This is a genomic window from Streptococcus sp. 27098_8_134, from assembly GCF_041431675.1.
GTDB lineage: Bacteria > Bacillota > Bacilli > Lactobacillales > Streptococcaceae > Streptococcus > Streptococcus sanguinis_R.
Window position 1 is genome coordinate 640,457 of sequence record NZ_JAPVYD010000001.1, and the last position, 17,845, is coordinate 658,301.

17 protein-coding genes are annotated in these 17,845 nt (G+C 44.9%); 8 read left to right on the forward strand and 9 right to left on the reverse strand.

Annotated elements, in window-relative coordinates; translation table 11 throughout:
- Window positions 1-30 precede the first annotated feature (30 nt).
- The 5 genes from O3620_RS03015 to O3620_RS03035 all read right to left on the reverse strand — a co-directional run bounded on the left by O3620_RS03015 (window position 31) and on the right by O3620_RS03035 (window position 6,018).
- Window positions 31-975 carry an AraC family transcriptional regulator gene (locus O3620_RS03015; RefSeq protein ID WP_002919648.1) on the reverse strand — a complete coding sequence of 315 codons (945 nt, stop codon included), beginning with the start codon at window positions 973-975 and terminating at the stop codon, window positions 31-33.
- A gap of 1 nt (window position 976) precedes the next feature.
- Window positions 977-1,855: a methylenetetrahydrofolate reductase [NAD(P)H] gene (gene metF / locus O3620_RS03020; RefSeq protein WP_002896521.1), complete on the reverse strand. Its 879-nt coding sequence runs from the start codon at window positions 1,853-1,855 to the stop codon at window positions 977-979.
- A 137-nt stretch (window positions 1,856-1,992) separates the two neighbouring features.
- Window positions 1,993-4,245: a 5-methyltetrahydropteroyltriglutamate--homocysteine S-methyltransferase gene (gene metE / locus O3620_RS03025; protein ID WP_002919649.1), complete on the reverse strand. Its 2,253-nt coding sequence runs from the start codon at window positions 4,243-4,245 to the stop codon at window positions 1,993-1,995.
- Window positions 4,246-4,485: 240 nt separating this feature from the next.
- Complete coding sequence (locus tag O3620_RS03030) at window positions 4,486-5,568, reverse strand: AI-2E family transporter (protein WP_061594982.1); 1,083 nt, start codon at window positions 5,566-5,568, stop codon at window positions 4,486-4,488.
- A gap of 78 nt (window positions 5,569-5,646) precedes the next feature.
- Window positions 5,647-6,018: a hypothetical protein gene (locus tag O3620_RS03035; RefSeq protein WP_002901428.1), complete on the reverse strand. Its 372-nt coding sequence runs from the start codon at window positions 6,016-6,018 to the stop codon at window positions 5,647-5,649.
- Between the two features lie 132 nt (window positions 6,019-6,150).
- Here O3620_RS03035 and pabB point away from each other — a divergent pair, with 132 nt between their 5' ends.
- The 8 genes from pabB to O3620_RS03075 all read left to right on the forward strand — a co-directional run bounded on the left by pabB (window position 6,151) and on the right by O3620_RS03075 (window position 13,991).
- Window positions 6,151-7,872 (forward strand): aminodeoxychorismate synthase component I, encoded by a 1,722-nt coding sequence (pabB, locus tag O3620_RS03040; RefSeq protein WP_371601422.1) that lies wholly within the window; start codon window positions 6,151-6,153, stop codon window positions 7,870-7,872.
- A gap of 151 nt (window positions 7,873-8,023) precedes the next feature.
- Window positions 8,024-8,932 (forward strand): ATP-binding cassette domain-containing protein, encoded by a 909-nt coding sequence (locus O3620_RS03045; protein ID WP_371601423.1) that lies wholly within the window; start codon window positions 8,024-8,026, stop codon window positions 8,930-8,932.
- A gap of 16 nt (window positions 8,933-8,948) precedes the next feature.
- Window positions 8,949-9,707, forward strand: coding sequence for an ABC transporter permease (locus O3620_RS03050; protein WP_371601424.1), 759 nt, complete (start codon window positions 8,949-8,951; stop codon window positions 9,705-9,707).
- A 37-nt stretch (window positions 9,708-9,744) separates the two neighbouring features.
- Entirely contained in the window at window positions 9,745-10,437 is a 693-nt protein-coding gene (locus tag O3620_RS03055) for an ABC transporter permease (protein ID WP_101771768.1), read from the forward strand.
- Window positions 10,438-10,581: 144 nt separating this feature from the next.
- On the forward strand, window positions 10,582-11,490 hold the full coding sequence (locus O3620_RS03060; RefSeq protein WP_101771769.1) for an ATP-binding cassette domain-containing protein: 909 nt from the start codon (window positions 10,582-10,584) through the stop codon (window positions 11,488-11,490).
- Between the two features lie 12 nt (window positions 11,491-11,502).
- A complete protein-coding gene (locus tag O3620_RS03065) occupies window positions 11,503-12,198 on the forward strand; it encodes an ABC transporter permease (RefSeq protein ID WP_371601425.1) in 696 nt (231 codons plus the stop codon).
- A 145-nt stretch (window positions 12,199-12,343) separates the two neighbouring features.
- Window positions 12,344-13,276 carry an ABC transporter ATP-binding protein gene (locus tag O3620_RS03070; RefSeq protein WP_371601426.1) on the forward strand — a complete coding sequence of 311 codons (933 nt, stop codon included), beginning with the start codon at window positions 12,344-12,346 and terminating at the stop codon, window positions 13,274-13,276.
- Window positions 13,269-13,991, forward strand: a complete 723-nt coding sequence (locus O3620_RS03075) for a lantibiotic ABC transporter permease (protein WP_371601427.1) — start codon at window positions 13,269-13,271, stop codon at window positions 13,989-13,991. Before O3620_RS03070 ends, O3620_RS03075 begins: the two co-directional genes overlap by 8 nt.
- A gap of 110 nt (window positions 13,992-14,101) precedes the next feature.
- Here O3620_RS03075 and O3620_RS03080 read toward each other — a convergent pair whose 3' ends face one another.
- From O3620_RS03080 to O3620_RS03095, 4 genes are all read right to left on the reverse strand, one after another.
- Window positions 14,102-14,719: a helix-turn-helix domain-containing protein gene (locus O3620_RS03080; RefSeq protein ID WP_002919664.1), complete on the reverse strand. Its 618-nt coding sequence runs from the start codon at window positions 14,717-14,719 to the stop codon at window positions 14,102-14,104.
- Window positions 14,720-14,828: 109 nt separating this feature from the next.
- Complete coding sequence (locus tag O3620_RS03085) at window positions 14,829-15,662, reverse strand: CPBP family intramembrane glutamic endopeptidase (RefSeq protein ID WP_002919666.1); 834 nt, start codon at window positions 15,660-15,662, stop codon at window positions 14,829-14,831.
- 454 nt (window positions 15,663-16,116) lie between these two features.
- On the reverse strand, window positions 16,117-16,992 hold the full coding sequence (locus O3620_RS03090; protein WP_002919669.1) for a sensor histidine kinase KdpD: 876 nt from the start codon (window positions 16,990-16,992) through the stop codon (window positions 16,117-16,119).
- A 1-nt stretch (window position 16,993) separates the two neighbouring features.
- Window positions 16,994-17,674: a response regulator transcription factor gene (locus tag O3620_RS03095; RefSeq protein ID WP_002919670.1), complete on the reverse strand. Its 681-nt coding sequence runs from the start codon at window positions 17,672-17,674 to the stop codon at window positions 16,994-16,996.
- Window positions 17,675-17,845: the final 171 nt, after the last annotated feature.

The window sequence follows — 17,845 nt, forward strand, 5'->3', positions numbered from 1 at the left end:
TTCTAGTATTATTTATCCAAATGTGACTTTTTACAGCTCTTGCCCCAGATGAGAGCTAGCCTTGCGAAAGTTCAAAGGCGACTGGCCGCGCGCCTTCTTGAAGGCTTTTGAAAAGCTCTGTGTTCCGGCAAAGCCTGTCTTATTGGCAATCTCTTCCACCGAAAGCTGGCTGCCCGTCAGCAAATCAGCTGCCATATTGAGTCGCAAATCATTGCTGTACTCCTTGATCCCCTTGCCTACTTCATCCTTGAAAAGCCGAGATAGGTAGGAAGGGTGCAGCGCCAATTTCTGCGCCAACTCCTGCACAGATAAACTTTCTGGCAGATGACTGCTCAGTAGTTCCAAGACCTGCTGGACATAAGGATTGATCCGACGGCTTTCCGTGATTAAAGAGGTCTGCTTGAGACGCTGGGACAAGAGTTCTAAAAAGCGATAAACTTGCCTTTGCAGAGCTAGTTCAGCTGTTATTCCGCTGCCCTCATAGGCCAAACTTTCAAAGACCAAGGCCTTAAATTCCTGCAAAGAAGTCAGCTCAAAAGACCACTGGTCAGACTGTAAGCCCAGATCCTGCAGATAGCGAGGCAAGAGATGCCCACCCAGTCCCATCCAGACATAAGACCAAGGCTCTTCTCCATCAGCCTGATAAAAGACCGACTGACTCGGCGGCACCACAAAGCCCTGCCCTTCCTGCAAATCATAGCGCTGATTGCCCACGGAGTAAGTCCCCCGTCCCTTCAGTACGATGTGAATGACATAAACATCCCGGACAGCCGGCCCAAAGCTATGATGGGCTTCCGTTTTTGAATAACCACAGAAGGCAAAAAAACAATCTTCTTGGCCAAACTGCATAGACTTAACCAAGGTCAGTGAATGCTCCATCAGCCCCTCCTTAGATTTGGATAAAACTTTTACCCTTATTATAAAACAAAAACCACTAAACAGCAAATGAATCTGATTAGTGGTTTCTTCATTCATCTTAAAAAGATTGGACGGATGGGTTATGATTAAAGAGGGCATGGGTAGCCTTATAGATATGGTAGGCTGTTGCAGCATTATTCATAGTGTAAAGGTGTATGCCCGCTACATCTTGGGTCACCAAGTCAACAATTTGGTCCACAGCATAAGCCAGACCAGCTGCTCTCAGAGACTCTGGGTCATGTTCGTACTTATCCAGAATAGCCCGGAATTTTCTTGGCAGCTTGATATTCTCACATGTCTTAAGCAGGCGCAGAGCCTGATTGCGATTGAGAATCGGCATAATCCCGGCATGGATTGGCACTTCAATACCCGCTAAAATACACTTGTCCTGAAAATCATAAAAACGCTCATTGTCAAAGAAAAGCTGAGTCACCAGACTAGAACAGCCAGCATCCACCTTTTTCTTGAGATTTTGAATATCCGAAATCTGATTAGGCGAATCCGGATGGCCCTCCGGATAGCAGGCTCCGATGATGTCAAAGTGCGGTGCTTCTGTCTTGATGTATTCAATCAAGTCAGTCGCATAGGTAAAATCATCCTTAGGCGCTACATCTGGAAAAATATCCCCTCGCAAAGCCAAAATCTGATGGACACCAACCCGATCTAAAGACTGTAAGATATTAGACACCATGTCCTTGGTCAGATAGACCGCAGGTAAGTGAGCAATCGTCGGAATCTTGAGGTCGTTGGCGATGAACTCCGTCAAACGAACCGTCGTCTCCTCAATGTCAAACTTATTATTGCTGGCTGTCACACTGATAAAGTGAGGAGCCAGATCTTGCATCTCTCTCAACGCCTGAAAAATCTTATCATTGCCTACTGCCGGATTGGGAGGAAATACTTCAAATGAGAGACTGGGTGTGTGACGACGAACCATATAACAAAAAGTTCCTTTCAATTATGGTAGTGATAGCCGAGGACAATCCTAGAAGAACAGCTTCTGCAGGATTGTCAGCTCTGCTTCAATTTTGGTATGTTCCTCCATCAAGATAAACTTTTGAGGTTCCAGGAGGATTATTGCAAATGTTGTCTAGCTGCTTTGGCTGCTTCTACTAAGCGCTCCAAGCTAGCCTTGGTTTCTGGGATACCACGAGTTTTGAGACCACAGTCAGGGTTGATCCAGACCTTGCTGCTTGGCACCTTAGCCAAGATAGCTTCGATCGTATGGTCAATTTCCCCTTCATTTGGCACGCGTGGTGAGTGGATATCGTAAACTCCAGGCCCCACTTCTGTTTGGAAGTTCTTAGCCTTGAGCTCATCCAGGATTTCCAAGTTAGAGCGGCTTGCTTCAAAGGAAATCACGTCCGCATCCATGTTGTCAATAGCAGGGATGATATCAGTAAATTCGGAGTAACACATGTGAGTGTGGATTTGCGTATCTGGCGCTACAGTTGAGTGTACCAATCGGAAGGCTGGAATTGCCCAGTCAAGGTAATCTTCATACCAGTCGCTGCGACGGAGTGGCAATTTCTCACGAAGAGCAGCCTCGTCGATTTGGATAATCTTCACGCCAGCAGCTTCAAGGTCAAGCACCTCATCCTTGATTGCCAAGGCGATTTGAAGGGTAGAATCCTTGATAGAGATGTCTTCACGTGGGAATGACCAGTTGAGGATGGTTACAGGTCCAGTCAGCATGCCCTTAACAGGTTTGTCTGTACGGCTTTGTGCATAGCTAGACCATTTCACAGTGATTGGGTTGAGACGAGTCACATCACCCCAGATGATTGGTGGTTTCACCCCACGCATACCGTATGATTGTACCCAACCATTCTTAGAGAAGAGGTAACCTGACAGGTTTTGACCGAAGTACTCAACCATGTCATTACGCTCGAACTCACCGTGCACCAGCACGTCAAAGCCGACTTCTTCTTGCCACTTGATCCATTCATCAATCTGCTCAGCCAAGAACTTGTCATAGTCTTCTGCTGACAGCTCGCCCTTGCGGAAAGCCAAACGTTTGGCACGGACTTCCTTGGTTTGAGGGAAGGAACCAATTGTCGTAGTTGGCAATGGTGGCAGATTGAGCGCCTTGTGCTGAATTTCCTCACGCTCTGCAAAGACCGGCAGGCGAGTGTAGTCTGCATCTGTCAAGCCAGCGATCCGAGCAGCTAGCTCTGCATTTTGCCCAACACGCTCTGCTGCAAAGAGAGCTTTGTTAGCAGCAAGTGCTTCTGCACCACCGCCATTACGGATAGCATCCAAGTCACGGATTTCATCCAATTTTTCCACCGCAAAGGCAAAGTGGTTCAAGATTGCTGGTTCAAATTCTTCGTTAGCAGTCGTAAATGGCACATGGAGCAGCGAACATGAGCTTGTCAAGACTATGTTTTCAGCTGGGATTTGCTCAAGAACAGCCAAGCTCTTTTCATAGTTGTTGCGCCAGATGTTCTTACCATTGACAATACCTGCATAAAGAGTCTTATCAGCTGGGAAGCCACCTTTGACAAGCTCAAGAGTTTTCTTGCCTTCGACAAAGTCCAGACCAATCGCATCTACTGGCAACTCTACAAGGTCTGCATAGATGTCACGAATGTCGCCAAAGTAGGTTTGAATCAAGACTTCCAAGCCTTTCTTGTCTGCCAAAAGCTTCTTATAAAGGTCCAAGAAGAGAGCTTTTTCTTCTGCAGACAAATCTTTGACCAAACTTGGCTCATCCAACTGGATACGCTCTGCGCCCAGCTCTGCTAATTTTGCAAAGACTTCTTGATAGGCTGTAGCCAGAGCATCAACAAAGTCAGCTGGTACCACACCGTCTTCAAAGTCAGACACTTGTAGGAGAGTGAATGGTCCGACCACTACTGGACGGGTTACCAAGCCCAACTCTTTAGCTTCCGCAAATTCATCAAAAATCTTGTGTCCAGCCAATTTGACTTGGGTTTCTTTTTCAAATTTAGGAACGATATAGTGGTAGTTAGTGTTGAACCATTTCTTCATCGGAAGGGCGCGGACATCCCCTTTTTCGCCCTGATAACCACGAGCCAAGGCAAAATAACGCTCCAAGTCAGTCAACTCCAACCCTTGCACAGATGACGGCACCACGTTAAAGAGAAAAGCCGCATCCAGCACATTGTCATAATGAGAAAAGTCATTAGACGGAAGCTCTGAAATTCCTTTCTCCTTAACAATATTCCAGTGCTTAGCGCGCAGCTCTTTGGCCGCAGCCAGAAGCTCTTCTGCTGAGATTTCATGTCTAAAGTATTTTTCAGTTGTAAATTTCAATTCGCGGAATTCGCCCAAACGTGGGAAACCAATGATAGTCGTTGACATAAACGTCCTCCAAAATTTTTCTTGATTTTATCTTATCAGAAAATCCCCCCTCTGTATAATTGGAATTTCCCAGAGTTTGATATAGTTTTAAACTATAACCTGTCTCGTCAACCAGTCCAAAATCCCCATTTTAGAAGCACCATTGACTGTAATTATTGTTTGCTATAGGTAGAAGTTATGACCTTAGAAAAAGAAAAACCAGCGAGAATAAAATCTCGTTGGTTTCTTTTCATTCTTTTACTAACGCTTTTTCTCTTCCTTCTCCACAACAAACTCTCTAACCAAGCGGTAGATAACTGCAAAGATAGGCGTGAAGAAAATCATGCCGACCAAGCCAAAGAGGTTGCCCCCAATCAGGGCTGCGGCTAGGGTAAAGAGAGTTGGGAGTCCGACGGACTGGCCCACCACGCGCGGATAGATGACATTGCCCTCAATCAGCTGCACTCCTTGAAAGACTGCGATAGAAAGGAGGGCTTTCCAAGGGCTGTCGGTAAAGATAAAGATAGCTCCCAGAGCACAAGCTGAGAAAGGCCCGATGTAGGGAATGAAAGAGAGCACTCCGGCCAAAACTCCTGTCAAGGCAGCATAAGGCAGGCCTGTCAGAGAGTAGGCGATAAAGACTAAAATCCCAACAATGACGGCCTCTATCATCTGCCCCATCAGAAACTTATCATAGGTCTCAACAATGACAGAACCGACATAGGATAGGCGTTTCACAGCCTTCTCAGGAAGCAGGACCTGCAAGAGACGGCTAGTAATTGTCTGCAAATGCTCCTTGCTGCTCAAGAAAGCAAACATGAGAAAGATAGACATGATGACAGAGAAGAAATTGCCAAAGATGGCAGAGATATTGCCTGTCAGGCTGCCTAGAAGAGAGATGGCTCGGTTGACAATGTCGCTGTTTTGCAGCTGCTTGGTCAAATCTTTCAACTGGCTAGAGGAAAGCAAACCAGACTGCTGCAGCCACTTAGCTACCTGAGGCGCTACCTTGCCGATTGTTTCGCTCAGCTGATTGACCGCTGTGGTCAAAGTCGGCACGACGATGGAGACAATCCCCGTCATAATGAGAACTAAAATCAGCACCTCTAAAACTAAGGCCAGGCTGCGCTGCAACTTCTGAGGGACTCGGCATTTTTCTAGAAGGTCTTCCAGCTTTTTCATCGGGACATTAAAGATAAAGGCTAGAACTCCACCCAATATAATGGGTGAAAAAACCGAAGTCAGACTCTGCAGGCCAGACCAGATGTTCCCGATATAGAGAACCAGGGCCAGAGCGATCGCCGCAAAGACGATGAGTTTATAGGATTCATTTATTTTTTTCATAAGGCTTCCTTTTAAGGTTTTGTCATTTCCTTATTTTATCATAATTTTCGAGGGCTTTCGAGCAGAAGGAAGCATGGGTTAGTCAGCTTTGTCATCGCTCTTGAATTTGGGTACATCTTGAAGATAAAAAATCCCCGATATGATAGCTAGAACGCCGGCCAAGTTCCCCAAAAATGGAATGATTCCTGCAAGAAAGGCGAAAAAGAGAAGCTTATGGCTCATCTTATTGACTCTTGGCTCTTCACTATAATGAGCCATTCCAGCCAGGGAAAGACAAAGAAACAGCAAGCTGATCAGTATGATCAGGACGCCCCAGTCAGACTTTTCGACCATTTTGGGAACTAAAGCAACTATTTCCCAGTGCCATCTCTGAGAAGAAGCGTAAAGGATGATGAGGCCTCCTAAAATTCCAGTAATTCCATTTACCAATAACAATTTCTTTGACTTCATAGAAATCTCATTCTTTCTTTTTTAAACATAGTATACCTAGCCACTTTCTAATCTGTCAACCATTATAAAAGAATGATTGTCACATCCGATAAATCCGTTTTCATTCAAATTATCTTATGATAAAATAACTTTATGCACAAGAAAACAATTATTGATTTTAAGCAGTTGGGCCAACGCCTGATTTTTACGAATCCCATCAAGGAGCTAAAGACTCGCCGTCTTGACCAAGTGGAGGAACTTTTGACAGAGATTGAGGGTTGGCAGGAGAAAGGATACTACGCTGTCGGCTATGTCAGCTATGAAGCAGCGCCAGCCTTCGAGGAAAAATTCCAAGTTCATTCGGCTCCGCTCCAGAAAGAATACCTCCTCTACTTTACTATCCACGATAAGGCCGAGCAGGCTTCCATTCCCTTGACCTATGAGGAAGTGGAAATGCCAGCAGCTTGGCAGGGGCTGACTTCTGAGCAAGAGTACCAGAAGGCTATCGAGACTATTCATCATCATATCCGCCAGGGCGATACCTATCAGGTCAACTACACGATGCAGCTGCGCGCGGAGCTCAATCCTGAGGATAGCTTGGCTATTTACAACAGGCTAGTCGTTGAGCAAAATGCAGCCTACAATGCCTATGTAGAGCATGACGAGACCGCCATCTTGTCCATCAGTCCCGAGCTCTTTTTCGAGGAGCACCGAGGTCAACTGACAACTCGTCCGATGAAAGGAACTACCAATCGGGGACTGACCTTAGAGCAGGATAGAGAGCAGGCTGCATGGCTGGCCCAGGATGCTAAAAACCGAGCAGAAAATATGATGATTGTCGATTTACTCCGCAATGACATGAACCGTATTTCTCAAACAGGCAGCGAGCGGGTTGAGCGTCTCTGCAGCGTCGAGCAATACTCTACAGTCTGGCAGATGACCTCTACCATCAAAAGCCAGCTGCAGGAGGGAATCGGACTGGCAGAGCTTTTCAAGGCGCTCTTTCCTTGCGGATCCATCACAGGCGCCCCTAAAATTTCGACCATGGCTATCATCAAGGCGACAGAAAAAGCTGCCCGCGGGGTCTACTGCGGTACAGTCGGTATCTGTCTACCAGACCAGAGACGGATTTTCAACGTCGCCATCCGCACCATTCAGCTGGAGGGAAGAAAAGCCATCTATGGCGTTGGCGGCGGCATCACTTGGGACAGCACCTGGAAATCCGAATACATCGAAACCCAGCAAAAATCTGCCGTCCTCTATCGGAAAAATCCGCGATTCGACCTAATTTCGACTGGAAAAGTGACAGACGGAAAGTTGACCTTGCAAGACCAACACCTGCAAAGGCTGACAGAAGCAGCCAGATACTTCGCCTATCCTTTTGACCAAGACAAACTGAAGCAAGTGTTAGAAGAAACCTGCGCTCAGCTGGATAAAGGACAGGATTACAGGCTGCGTATAGCTCTAAAAAAAGACGGTAGTATTGAGCTAGAAACGACTCCTCTACTGCCACTGACGGATACTTTCAGAAAGGCAAAACTGGTAGAGCAGACAGCCAATCTAGCCCAGCCTTTTACCTATTTCAAAACCAGCCATCGGCCACATCTGACCTTGGAGCAGCAAGAACAGATTTACTACAATGCCCAAGGCCAGCTACTGGAAACTTCTATCGGCAATCTGCTACTGGAGCTAAACGGCAAACTCTACACGCCTCCAGCTGAACTAGGCCTGCTCAAGGGCATCTACCGTCAGCAGTTATTAGATAAGGGTCGAGCTACTGAGAAGATTCTGACTCTGGCTGATCTGGCTCAAGCGAAGAAAATCTACGCCTGCAATGCAGTCAGAGGGCTTTACGAGCTGGAGATTGAGGATTAAGAGTTCCACAATTTGCCACTTGCTTTTAATCATCATCAAAAACTTTAGAAATATTTGAGAAATTCTTTATAAATATTTGAAGGTTTGGCGCTATACTAGTTAATAAGAAGAGGAGTTTTCTCTCCCAACATCATGAAAAGGAGACTTGATCATGGAAAATGTTTTAGTTTTACAGCAAGTCAGCAAAAAATTCGGCCGGCAGTACGCTCTGACCGATGTGAGTCTGACGATAAAAAAAGGAGATATTTATGGTTTGATTGGCAAGAACGGGGCCGGTAAGACCACTCTGATCAAGGTCATTACCCAGCTCTTGGAAGCAAGCAGTGGCAATGTCTCCCTCTTTGGCTCTCAGAACTATCAAGAATGGACGCAGAGTCTCAAACGGGTCGGTTCGGTTATCGAAACACCGGTCGCTCACAACCACCTGACAGCCTATGAAAATCTCAGCTACTACTGCAAGCTCCGCCATATTCCCCATGCGGACAAGGTCATCCGTGAAACCTTGGAATACGTGGACTTGACGGATACCGGCAAGAAGAAATTTCGCGACTTCTCACTCGGGATGAAACAGCGGCTGGGTCTGGCTATCGCGCTTCTTACCAGACCCGACCTGATGATACTGGACGAGCCTATCAATGGCCTGGATCCAGTCGGCATCAAGGAATTCCGCCAGCTGCTGCAGCGACTCAACGAGGAGTTGGGCATGACCTTTATCATCTCCAGCCATATCCTGTCTGAACTCTACTTAGTGGGGACTCGCTTCGGCATTATCGAGGAAGGACGACTGATTCGCGAGATTTCCAAGGCGGAGTTTGAAGAGCAGAGCGAAGACTATATCGTGCTTAAAACGTCGCAGTTGGAAGAAGCCAGCCGGCTGATTCACGACCAGCTCATGCATCGTATCAAGGTGGTCAATGCTTCTGACGAGATTCATATCTTTACCCATTCGCATGAGATTAGCAAGATTGTCAAGGAACTTGCGGCTGCAGATATACCGGTGCAGGAGATTTACTATGCACGACAAAACCTAGAAAACTTCTTTACAGACTTGGTCAAATGACAAAGGGAGGCTTATCATGATGGATTTCATTAGAGCCGATTTATACCGGCTCATGCGTTCAAAAGGCTTTTGGATTACTGAGTTTTTATTAGTCTGTGTGATTTTCTCAGCAACTTTCTTCCAAGCAAATATTCATTTTGGAGCAAATATCTCCAGAAATGAGGCTGCTACTCAAGCTCTAGGAAAACTAACCGGACTTCAAGCTCTGGACTATTTTGCAGGCAATACAGACGGTCTGCTCTTTTTCACCATCATTGGTATCGGTATGGTCCTTGGAGTGGACCTGTCTCGGAAACTTTATAAAAACTGTCTGAGCTACGGCATCTCTAAGCTCAGCTATTATTTTTCTAAATTCTTTGTCTGCGTTAGCATCGCAGCCTTTCACTTCCTGATGATTTTATCTATCTCCTTTGTGACCGCTAGTCTGTCCAACGGAATTGGCAGCGCCCCCAGCTCTTTTTTGCCTCAGTTGGGAGCTGCTCTCTTCATTCAATTTCTCAGCACGGTTGCATGGATTGCCATCATTTCTTTTATACTCTATGCCAGCCACTCGATTGTATCTAGCTTTCTGACCTATTTCCTTGGCGGTACCTTACTGACTATTCCCCTCATCTTTTACCCTGACAATGAATGGCTGCTCTATCTGACCATGCGTTTTAACACAGATATGGCAGCAGATAGCGGAGCTGTTATCAAAGCTATCCTGACAGTGGTAACGGTCACCTTGCTCTTTATGGGTGGCGGGCTGATGGTTTTCAAAAAGAAAAATTTATAAAAAGTAGGAACAATCTTAATCATTCAGAGGAGATTTCATGTTACATAGCATTCAGGCGGAGCTATACCAGCTTGTCCGCTCCAAGCTTTTTTGGCTAATAGAAGGGCTGCTCTTTTTTCTCATTTTCATCAGCTCTCTTGGTGAAAGAAACTTTAATTTTTATATCTCTACGTCTTCTGATCCAGAAGAAATAGTCATCCAAGGTTGGACAGGATTTGAAGCTCTCGAGGAGCTTGCTAAAGATTTCCTGCCCTTTGTCATGATTACTGTCCTTGTGCTCGTTATCTTTCTGTTAGGTCGTGACCTGACTAGAAAATTATACAACAATATATTAGCTGGCGGGGTTTCTCGGAAAGAATTTTACTTATCCAAAATAGCTGTTCTTATCACAATTATCATCTTTCAACTAGTAACAGCCTTTGCCGCAGCCTTTATCTTTGGGAGCCTCTTCCATGGACTTGGGACTATGCCAAAGAACTTTTTCTGGAGCTTTTCCTTGTCTTTCTTTCGCTCCTTTCTCTTTATTATGACCTGCAGTTCCGTAGTTACCTGTCTCCTCTACCTGACCCGCTCCACCCTAGCTAGTTATCTGGTCTTTTTCGCCCTGATTATGCTTCAGTCTAGCCTCGTTATCGTTTTCCCTCAGATAAATTCTGAACTATTCTTATTCCTTATCCTAGCTGGTTCTCTCTTAGGTGGTTACCAAGCCTTTCAGCACAGGGACTTATAAATTTAAGCAGTCAGCCCTTTGACTGCTTTTTTATTGCTTTTGGATTGGTTCTGTATTTCTTTAGAAATATTTTAGAATTTCTTGAGAAATATTTGAAGTCTAGCTTGTATACTAAAATCAAACCTAAGAAAGCGAGAATATACCATGCAAACTGTTTTAGAAGTAAAGCAAGTTACCAAACAATATAGCCAGCAATACGCCCTCGATCATGTGAGTCTTTCAATCCAGAAAGGCGATATTTATGGACTGATTGGCAAGAACGGGGCTGGCAAAACTACTCTTCTCAAGACCATTAGCCGGCTCATTCATGCCAACAGCGGAACCGTTTCTGTCTTTGGTTCGCAGAACTCTAAGGAATGGAATGAAGCCCTGCGTAAGATAGGAACCGTCATCGAAACACCGGTCGCTTACAATCAGATGACTGCTTATCAAAACCTCAACTACTACTGCAAGGTTCACCAGATTGCCCAGCCCGACCAGCTCATCAAGGAAACCCTGGCCTATGTCGGATTGAGCAATACTGGTAAAAAGAAATTCCGTAACTTTTCGCTAGGAATGAAGCAGCGTCTAGGAATCGCTATTGCCCTTATAAGCAAGCCTGAACTCATGATTTTAGACGAGCCCATCAACGGCCTCGATCCGCTTGGCATCAAGGAATTTCGACTGATGATTCAGCGACTCAACCAAGAGTTAGGGATTACTTTTATTATTTCCAGCCACATCTTGTCTGAGCTTTATCTGGTAGCCACCAAGTTTGGAGTGATTGACCAAGGACGGCTTGTTGCAGAATTCACCAAGGACGACTTTGACCGAGCCAGCGAAGATTATATCGTCCTCAAAACCAGCGATAGAGACCAGGCTGCCAATCTCATCCAAGGCAAGCTCCACTATCAGCTCAAGGAAGCTGATAAATCTGACGAACTGCACATTGTCGCCCAAGAACAGGAACTAAATGACATCAACAGGGAGTTGGTCCTATCCAACATTCATGTCAATGGTATCTATGCAGCTCACAAAGATTTAGAAAAATACTTTACAGATTTAGTCCAGTAAGGAGAAAAAAACATGTTACATACTTTTCAAGCAGATTTTTACCGTTTCTTTCGTTCCAAGGCTGTTTGGATTACCGAATTCATCTTTCTACTGACGACCTTGAGCGCAGTCTTTGGCAAATTAAATGCCGTCCAGCTTATACAAGCGGTGTCCAACGCTATCGGTAATAATACTTTTATCATCATTATCCTCTCTATGGTCGTCATCGGGACAGATCTGAACAAGCAGCTTTACAAGAATACATTAACCAGCGGCGTTTCCCGTACCAGTTTCTTCGTCTCTAAAGCCCTAGTCATGGTCTGCTTAACGTTCCTGCAGTTGGCTCTCTTTTATAGCATCAACTTTATCCTAGCGGCCATTCTAAACGGTATCGGTGAGTTTTCCGCCACCTTCCTGCTTCAGTTTATTCTTCTATTCTTTGTGCAGTGCCTGACCGTTATTGCTTGGACAGCCATTATTTCCTTTATTCTTTATCTGAGTAAATCTATGATTGCTGCTCTGGGAGGTTACCTTTTCTGCGCATCCTTAACCGGAGCTCTGACTCAATTTTATCCCAAATCTTTATGGCTGCAGCATTTCACCATGAGCTTTGATTTTGAGACGCTTCAAAGTAACGGTGTAACCTTGAGAATTGTTCTAATCGCCTTGTTTTTAGGAACAATCTTCACCACAGCAAGTCTTTATACTTTCCACAAAAAGGATTTATAGTAGAAAATGAGCTAGTTCTTGACTGGCTCATTTTAATTTTTTCAATTTTAAATTTCTTTAGAAATATTTTAGAATTTCTTGAGAAATATTTGAAATTTAGTTTGTATACTAAAAGTATAAACAAAGTAATTAAAGGAGAAACATCATGCAAAATGTTTTAGAAGTGAAAGGACTCACTAAAAAATACGGTGATCAGTATGCTCTGAAAGATGTCAGTCTTTCCATCAAGAAAGGAGAGATTTACGGTCTCATCGGAAAAAACGGTGCTGGTAAGACCACACTGATCAAAATCATCACGCAAGTCATCTATCCTAGCGGAGGAACCGTATCTGTTCTGGGCTCTCAGAACCAACAGGAATGGACCAAAGCCCTCAGCCATACTGGATCTGTTATCGAGACCCCTGTAGCTCATGCCCACATGTCGGCCTATGAAAACCTGCGCTACTACTGTACCGACCGGGGCATCCCAAATGCTGACAAAGTCATCAAAGAAACCCTGCAATATGTCGGCCTGACCGATACTGGAAAGAAGAAATTCCGCAATTTCTCTCTAGGGATGAAACAGCGGTTGGGCATTGCCATTGCCATTTTGGGGCGTCCCGACTTGCTCATCTTGGACGAACCCATCAATGGTTTAGACCCCGTTGGGATTCAGGAATTTAGAGAAATGGTCAAGCGCCTCAATCAAGAATTAGGCATCACCATCATCATTTCCAGCCATATCCTGTCCGAGCTCTATCTAGTATCAACTCGCTTTGGTTTTATCAATCAAGGGCATTTCATCAAGGAGCTGTCTAAGGAAGAATTTGATCGAGAAAGCGGCGACTATATCATCCTCAAAACGGATAATCTCAAGCAAGCTGCTCATTTAGTGCAAGACAAGCTAGGCTACCAGCTCAGACCAAGCAACAAGGAAGATGAGCTGCATATTTCCGGTAAGGTACAAGAAATTCGCAAGATTGCCAAGGAATTAGTCCTAGCCGACATCCCAATCGGGGAAATCTACTACGCCCACAAAGACTTAGAAAAATACTTTACAGACTTAATCAACCAACAAGGAGGAAACACTCATGTTTAATAGTATCAAGGCGGATTACTACCGTCTCTTCCGCTCCGTAGGATTCTGGGGAGTGCAGGCTTTCTGCATCAATGGAATTCTCCTCGCCATTTTCACTTCCCAAGTCGTCAGTTCCGACAACGGTATCTTTTTTGCCATAGATGTCGTCTCCTACAACATTGGCATGATCTTTATTGCCTGCAATGTCATGACTAGCTTGCTTCTCGGTGTTGATCTCAATGACAAACTTTATCACAATAACCTGACTACAGGCAAGACTCGGACCCAGTATTACTTCTCTAAAGCACTGGTTATCGGTAGCTTACTGCCTATGCAGTTCATACTGCTCTACATTTTAGGTATTGTCATCGAATTTGTCCGAACCGGCGGTAATATGGGAACCCTGCCAGCTAATTTCTGGGGACAATTCGCAATACTCTTTGTCATGCAGGTCATCTGTACCTATGCTTGGTACTGCATTACCAGCTTTGTCCTCTACTTGACTCGAAACTATAGTGTCGTCTTTATCACCTATATCATGACCTACATCTTACTCGGCCTCCCTAGTCAAATGGTTGATGCCAATAATGAATGGTTCAAGGCTATCAAGATGGAGTTCGTCTACGGAGACGCTTCAATACCAGGTGTCATCATCAAAACAGCTATCTTTGCTCTCAGTCTGATCACGGTCTTTAGCTTAGCAGGACTGGCTACACTGAAGAAGAGAGATTTGTAAAATAAAAACTCAGCTAATCACTAAATTAGCTGAGTTTTTTTGAGCGGATTTTGATTGGATTATGAGCGGATTTCACCCTTTCTGGTCTAGCCCTCTTTATCGGCTTTCTTTCACTGCTTCCAATCTTGCTTTTTCAAGAACAGACTGATGCAGACTCCTAGGATAAGGTAGAAAGTGACAAAGGTAAGACTGGCTGCCAGACTGGTCGGATATGGAAAGATCTTGCCCAGAGGAAAAAGAACATTAGATAGAAATCCGAGGGGAACAAAAAGCAAGAATAAAATCAAGGCTAGCTTAACCTGAAAAGAAGGTCTTACCTCGGATAGATTGCGGCCCGTTCCCCACACCAGCAGCCCTACTCCCTGAACAATCAGCACCGGCGTTAGCAAGACACTAATCTTGAGAAAATCAGCTAGGATAATGGAGAGGATGATGCCCAGACCGATAAAGCCAAGAGAGAGCTGATAGCAAATATTGCTGGCTATTCTCCTGTGCTTGATTGACTGCTCTTCCTCTTTCTGTACTACAGGCTCAATTCCCTTGAGCAGATAGTCTGTGGTCACCGCAAAATAGTCACTCATGGAAATGATCTTATCCAAATCAGGCATACTCTGCTCGCTCTCCCACTTGGAAACGGCCTGTCTGGACACACCGAATTGGTCGGCTAGCCCCTCCTGCGAAATGCCCCGCGCTTTCCGCAGGTACTGGATTCTGTCTGATAGATTCATGGATTGTTTTACCTATTCTTTCTTATTTTTTATACTTTCTTTCATTGACACTTATTATAGCACAAGGCGGAGAGACTGCAAAGTCTGATTGTCACCTCTTCATAAAATGCTAGATTTCTTCTTTAGACGGAAGAGCTTTTTCCTCCCTATCCGTCCGATACCAGAGATAGATACTATAAAGCGTCAGGAGAATCACACCTCCAAAGTAAAAGAAGGGATTGACTTGAGAAAAATCCAATTGATTGTTAGCTTGAACTATTCCAACAAAAGTCGGGATGAGGGTGTTGGAGAGTGCATGAAAGATGTTACAAGCCATAGCAGACTGGGTCTTCTTATAAAGTGCAGCAAGCCAGAAGGAGAGAAGGATACTGAAAATGATAAAAACTGAGAAAAGATCCTGACTTCGATCATAAAAGCGATCGTAAAACCAGAGGGGAATATGCCAGATGGCCCAAATAATACCGGTCATCAAGGTAGAGACAAAGAAAGAAAACTTTTTCTCTAAGGCCGGCTGTAGGAAGCCACGCCAGCCGAATTCTTCAATCCCGCCCGATAGGACAATACAATAGATAAAAAACCAAGGAAATCTTACTAAAGCGCCGTCTACCAGCTTGCCGCCAGAAGCTAGGGCATAGAAGGTGGTCAGACCGCCACCATAGATTAGCAAGTAGAGCCAGGTCTCTTTCTTGCCTGAAAAGAGATAGGAGCAAATGGCCTTGAAGCCTTTCTTTTTCAGTACGATTAGGCTGGCCAGCATAGGCCCAAACATAGCAATACCATTTAGAATAGCTTCAAGAGCTAGATAGGCTGTAGGTGGACTGTCTGGCCAAAGGTTTTTGAGGATAATGTCCAGCAGCCAGAATCCCCATGTCCAGACGAAGTTCCAAGCTAGGAACGGCAAAATTAGTTTTGGTTGTGGTTTGATAGTTGTTTCTGTATTCATGAGAATACCTCCTTATAATATAATTAAACTCAAGTTTTTGATCCAAATCTTCAAAGACAGCGACTCGTTCATTCCGAAATCAAAAACTCGGCTTCTGCTTTCAGATTAACAAAAAAGCCAGTTGCCTTTCTAGCGACTGGACTTGGAATAAAGAAAAAATCTAGTTGCTTTTTGGGGGATTGAACTTGGAATCATTGTCAACTGTCAGTTGCAAGTCAGTTATATCAAGGGTTTAGAGTAGTTGGCTGATTTTTCACCTTGACCGGTAAAATGACCTCGCTGAGATGACTTGCTTTTCAAATCACAAAACAAAAAGGCATATTTATCATGCCTTTCTGTGATTTAATCTAAAAATAAACCTCAGCCAATTCGAAAATTAGCTGAGGTTTATGAGCGGATTTTGAGGCTAGCTGATAGAGCTGAGCCTTCCTTATTTTGCTTTTTCAAGTCTTTTTTACAAAGTCACAACTAGTTCAAACCAGTCGTCCTCAGCTTTCATTGTCAAGTCCCCGCCTAGGATTTCGACTAACTGCTGGGTGATGTAAAGCCCCAGACCAGAAGACTCCTCGCTGCTGGATAGATTTTCTGAATAAAAGCGATTGGTCAGCTTATCCAGATATTGGATAGGCTGCTGGACGATATTTTTGACGGTAAAGATACAATGCTCGCCCTCTTTTTTCAGAGAAATGCTGGCAGCCTTACGGCCATGCTTGAGGACATTGCTTATCATATTTTGGACAATGCGCTCCAGAATTTCTGGGTCTGTCTCTAGCTCTAGACCTTCAGCCAGCTCTACCTGCAGGTCAATCTGAGCTTTCTGGAAGGCATCATAATAAGTAAAAAGCTGCTGGGTTACCAGCTGAGATATATCTGTTGGCTGGACATTGGCCCGTATGGCTCCCTCCATCAGCCGGCGATACTCCATCAAGGCTTCCAGCCGTTTGGACACCATTCCCAGACTATCTGCAATTTTGATTAGCTGCTGACTTTCCTGACTATCATCCTTCAGCAGCTGCTGGGTGTAGCCGCTGGCAATGGTCAGAGGGGTGCGGATATCATGGGCGATATTACTGATAGCCATATCCAGCGTCTTCTTTTCCTGCTGGACGACAAAGGTCGTCTTATCTAGCTCCCCAAAGAGCAGCTCTGCTTCCTCTGTCAGCTCCAAAATACTGGGGGCATGAGCAGCAGGAGCCAGACGATTCTGGCTCCCTGTCTTCCGCTTCCGACGAATCTGCTGAGCCACATCCTTGACCGCCAGATGATAGCGTACGAAACCAATAGCCAGAAACAGACTGATAAGGGCAAATAAAATCACTAACACCAACATATCAGTCCTCCTTGAGCCGGACACCCAGTCCCCAAACAGTCTCTATGTATTCCTCTGTTGGGTCCAACTGAGCCAGTTTCTTACGTAGATTGCTGAGGTGGGTATTCAGGGTATTATCCCCAGGCAGATAGCTCTCTTCCCAGACCTGCTCAAAGAGCTCTTCCTTGGTGTAGATCTTCTTGGGATGACGGAGCAAGAGCTGGAGGATATGATATTCTTTCTTGCTCAGACGGACGCTTTTCTCTCCACAGACCGCCTCAAAGGTAGTCTTGAGCAGCCGGATATTTTTAAAGGACTGGCCTTCTTCCTCGCCAGTCAAAGCCTGCTGGCTGCGCAGCTGCACGGTAATACGGGCAAAAACCTCATCCAGATTGAAAGGTTTGACGATATAATCATTAGCACCATTCAGCAGGTACTGGCTAACCAGCGCTTTCTCACCAAGGGCCGTCAGCATGACCACTGGCACCGTAGCATTGCTGCTGCGAATTTCCCTCAACACTTCATCACCGTTCTTCCCCGGTAGCATGATATCCAAAAGGACCAAATCAATCTCCTCCCGCTCAAACAGCGAAATGCCCTCCGTCCCCGAATAGGCGGAATAAACCGTGTGTTCCTTCTGAAAAAGTTCTTTTAGAATTTCATGAATATCACTGTTGTCTTCGATGAGTAAAATATGAGCCATAAACACTCGCCTCCAGAAATTTCCTATCACTAGTGTAGCAAGGATAAGAGGCTAAGTCAATAAAAGATGGACTATTCGAAAAACTTTAGAAATATTTTAGAATTACTTGAAGGATATTTGAGAATCGAACTTTAAAATAGAAAGAAATAAGAAATGCATGTGCTATAAAAA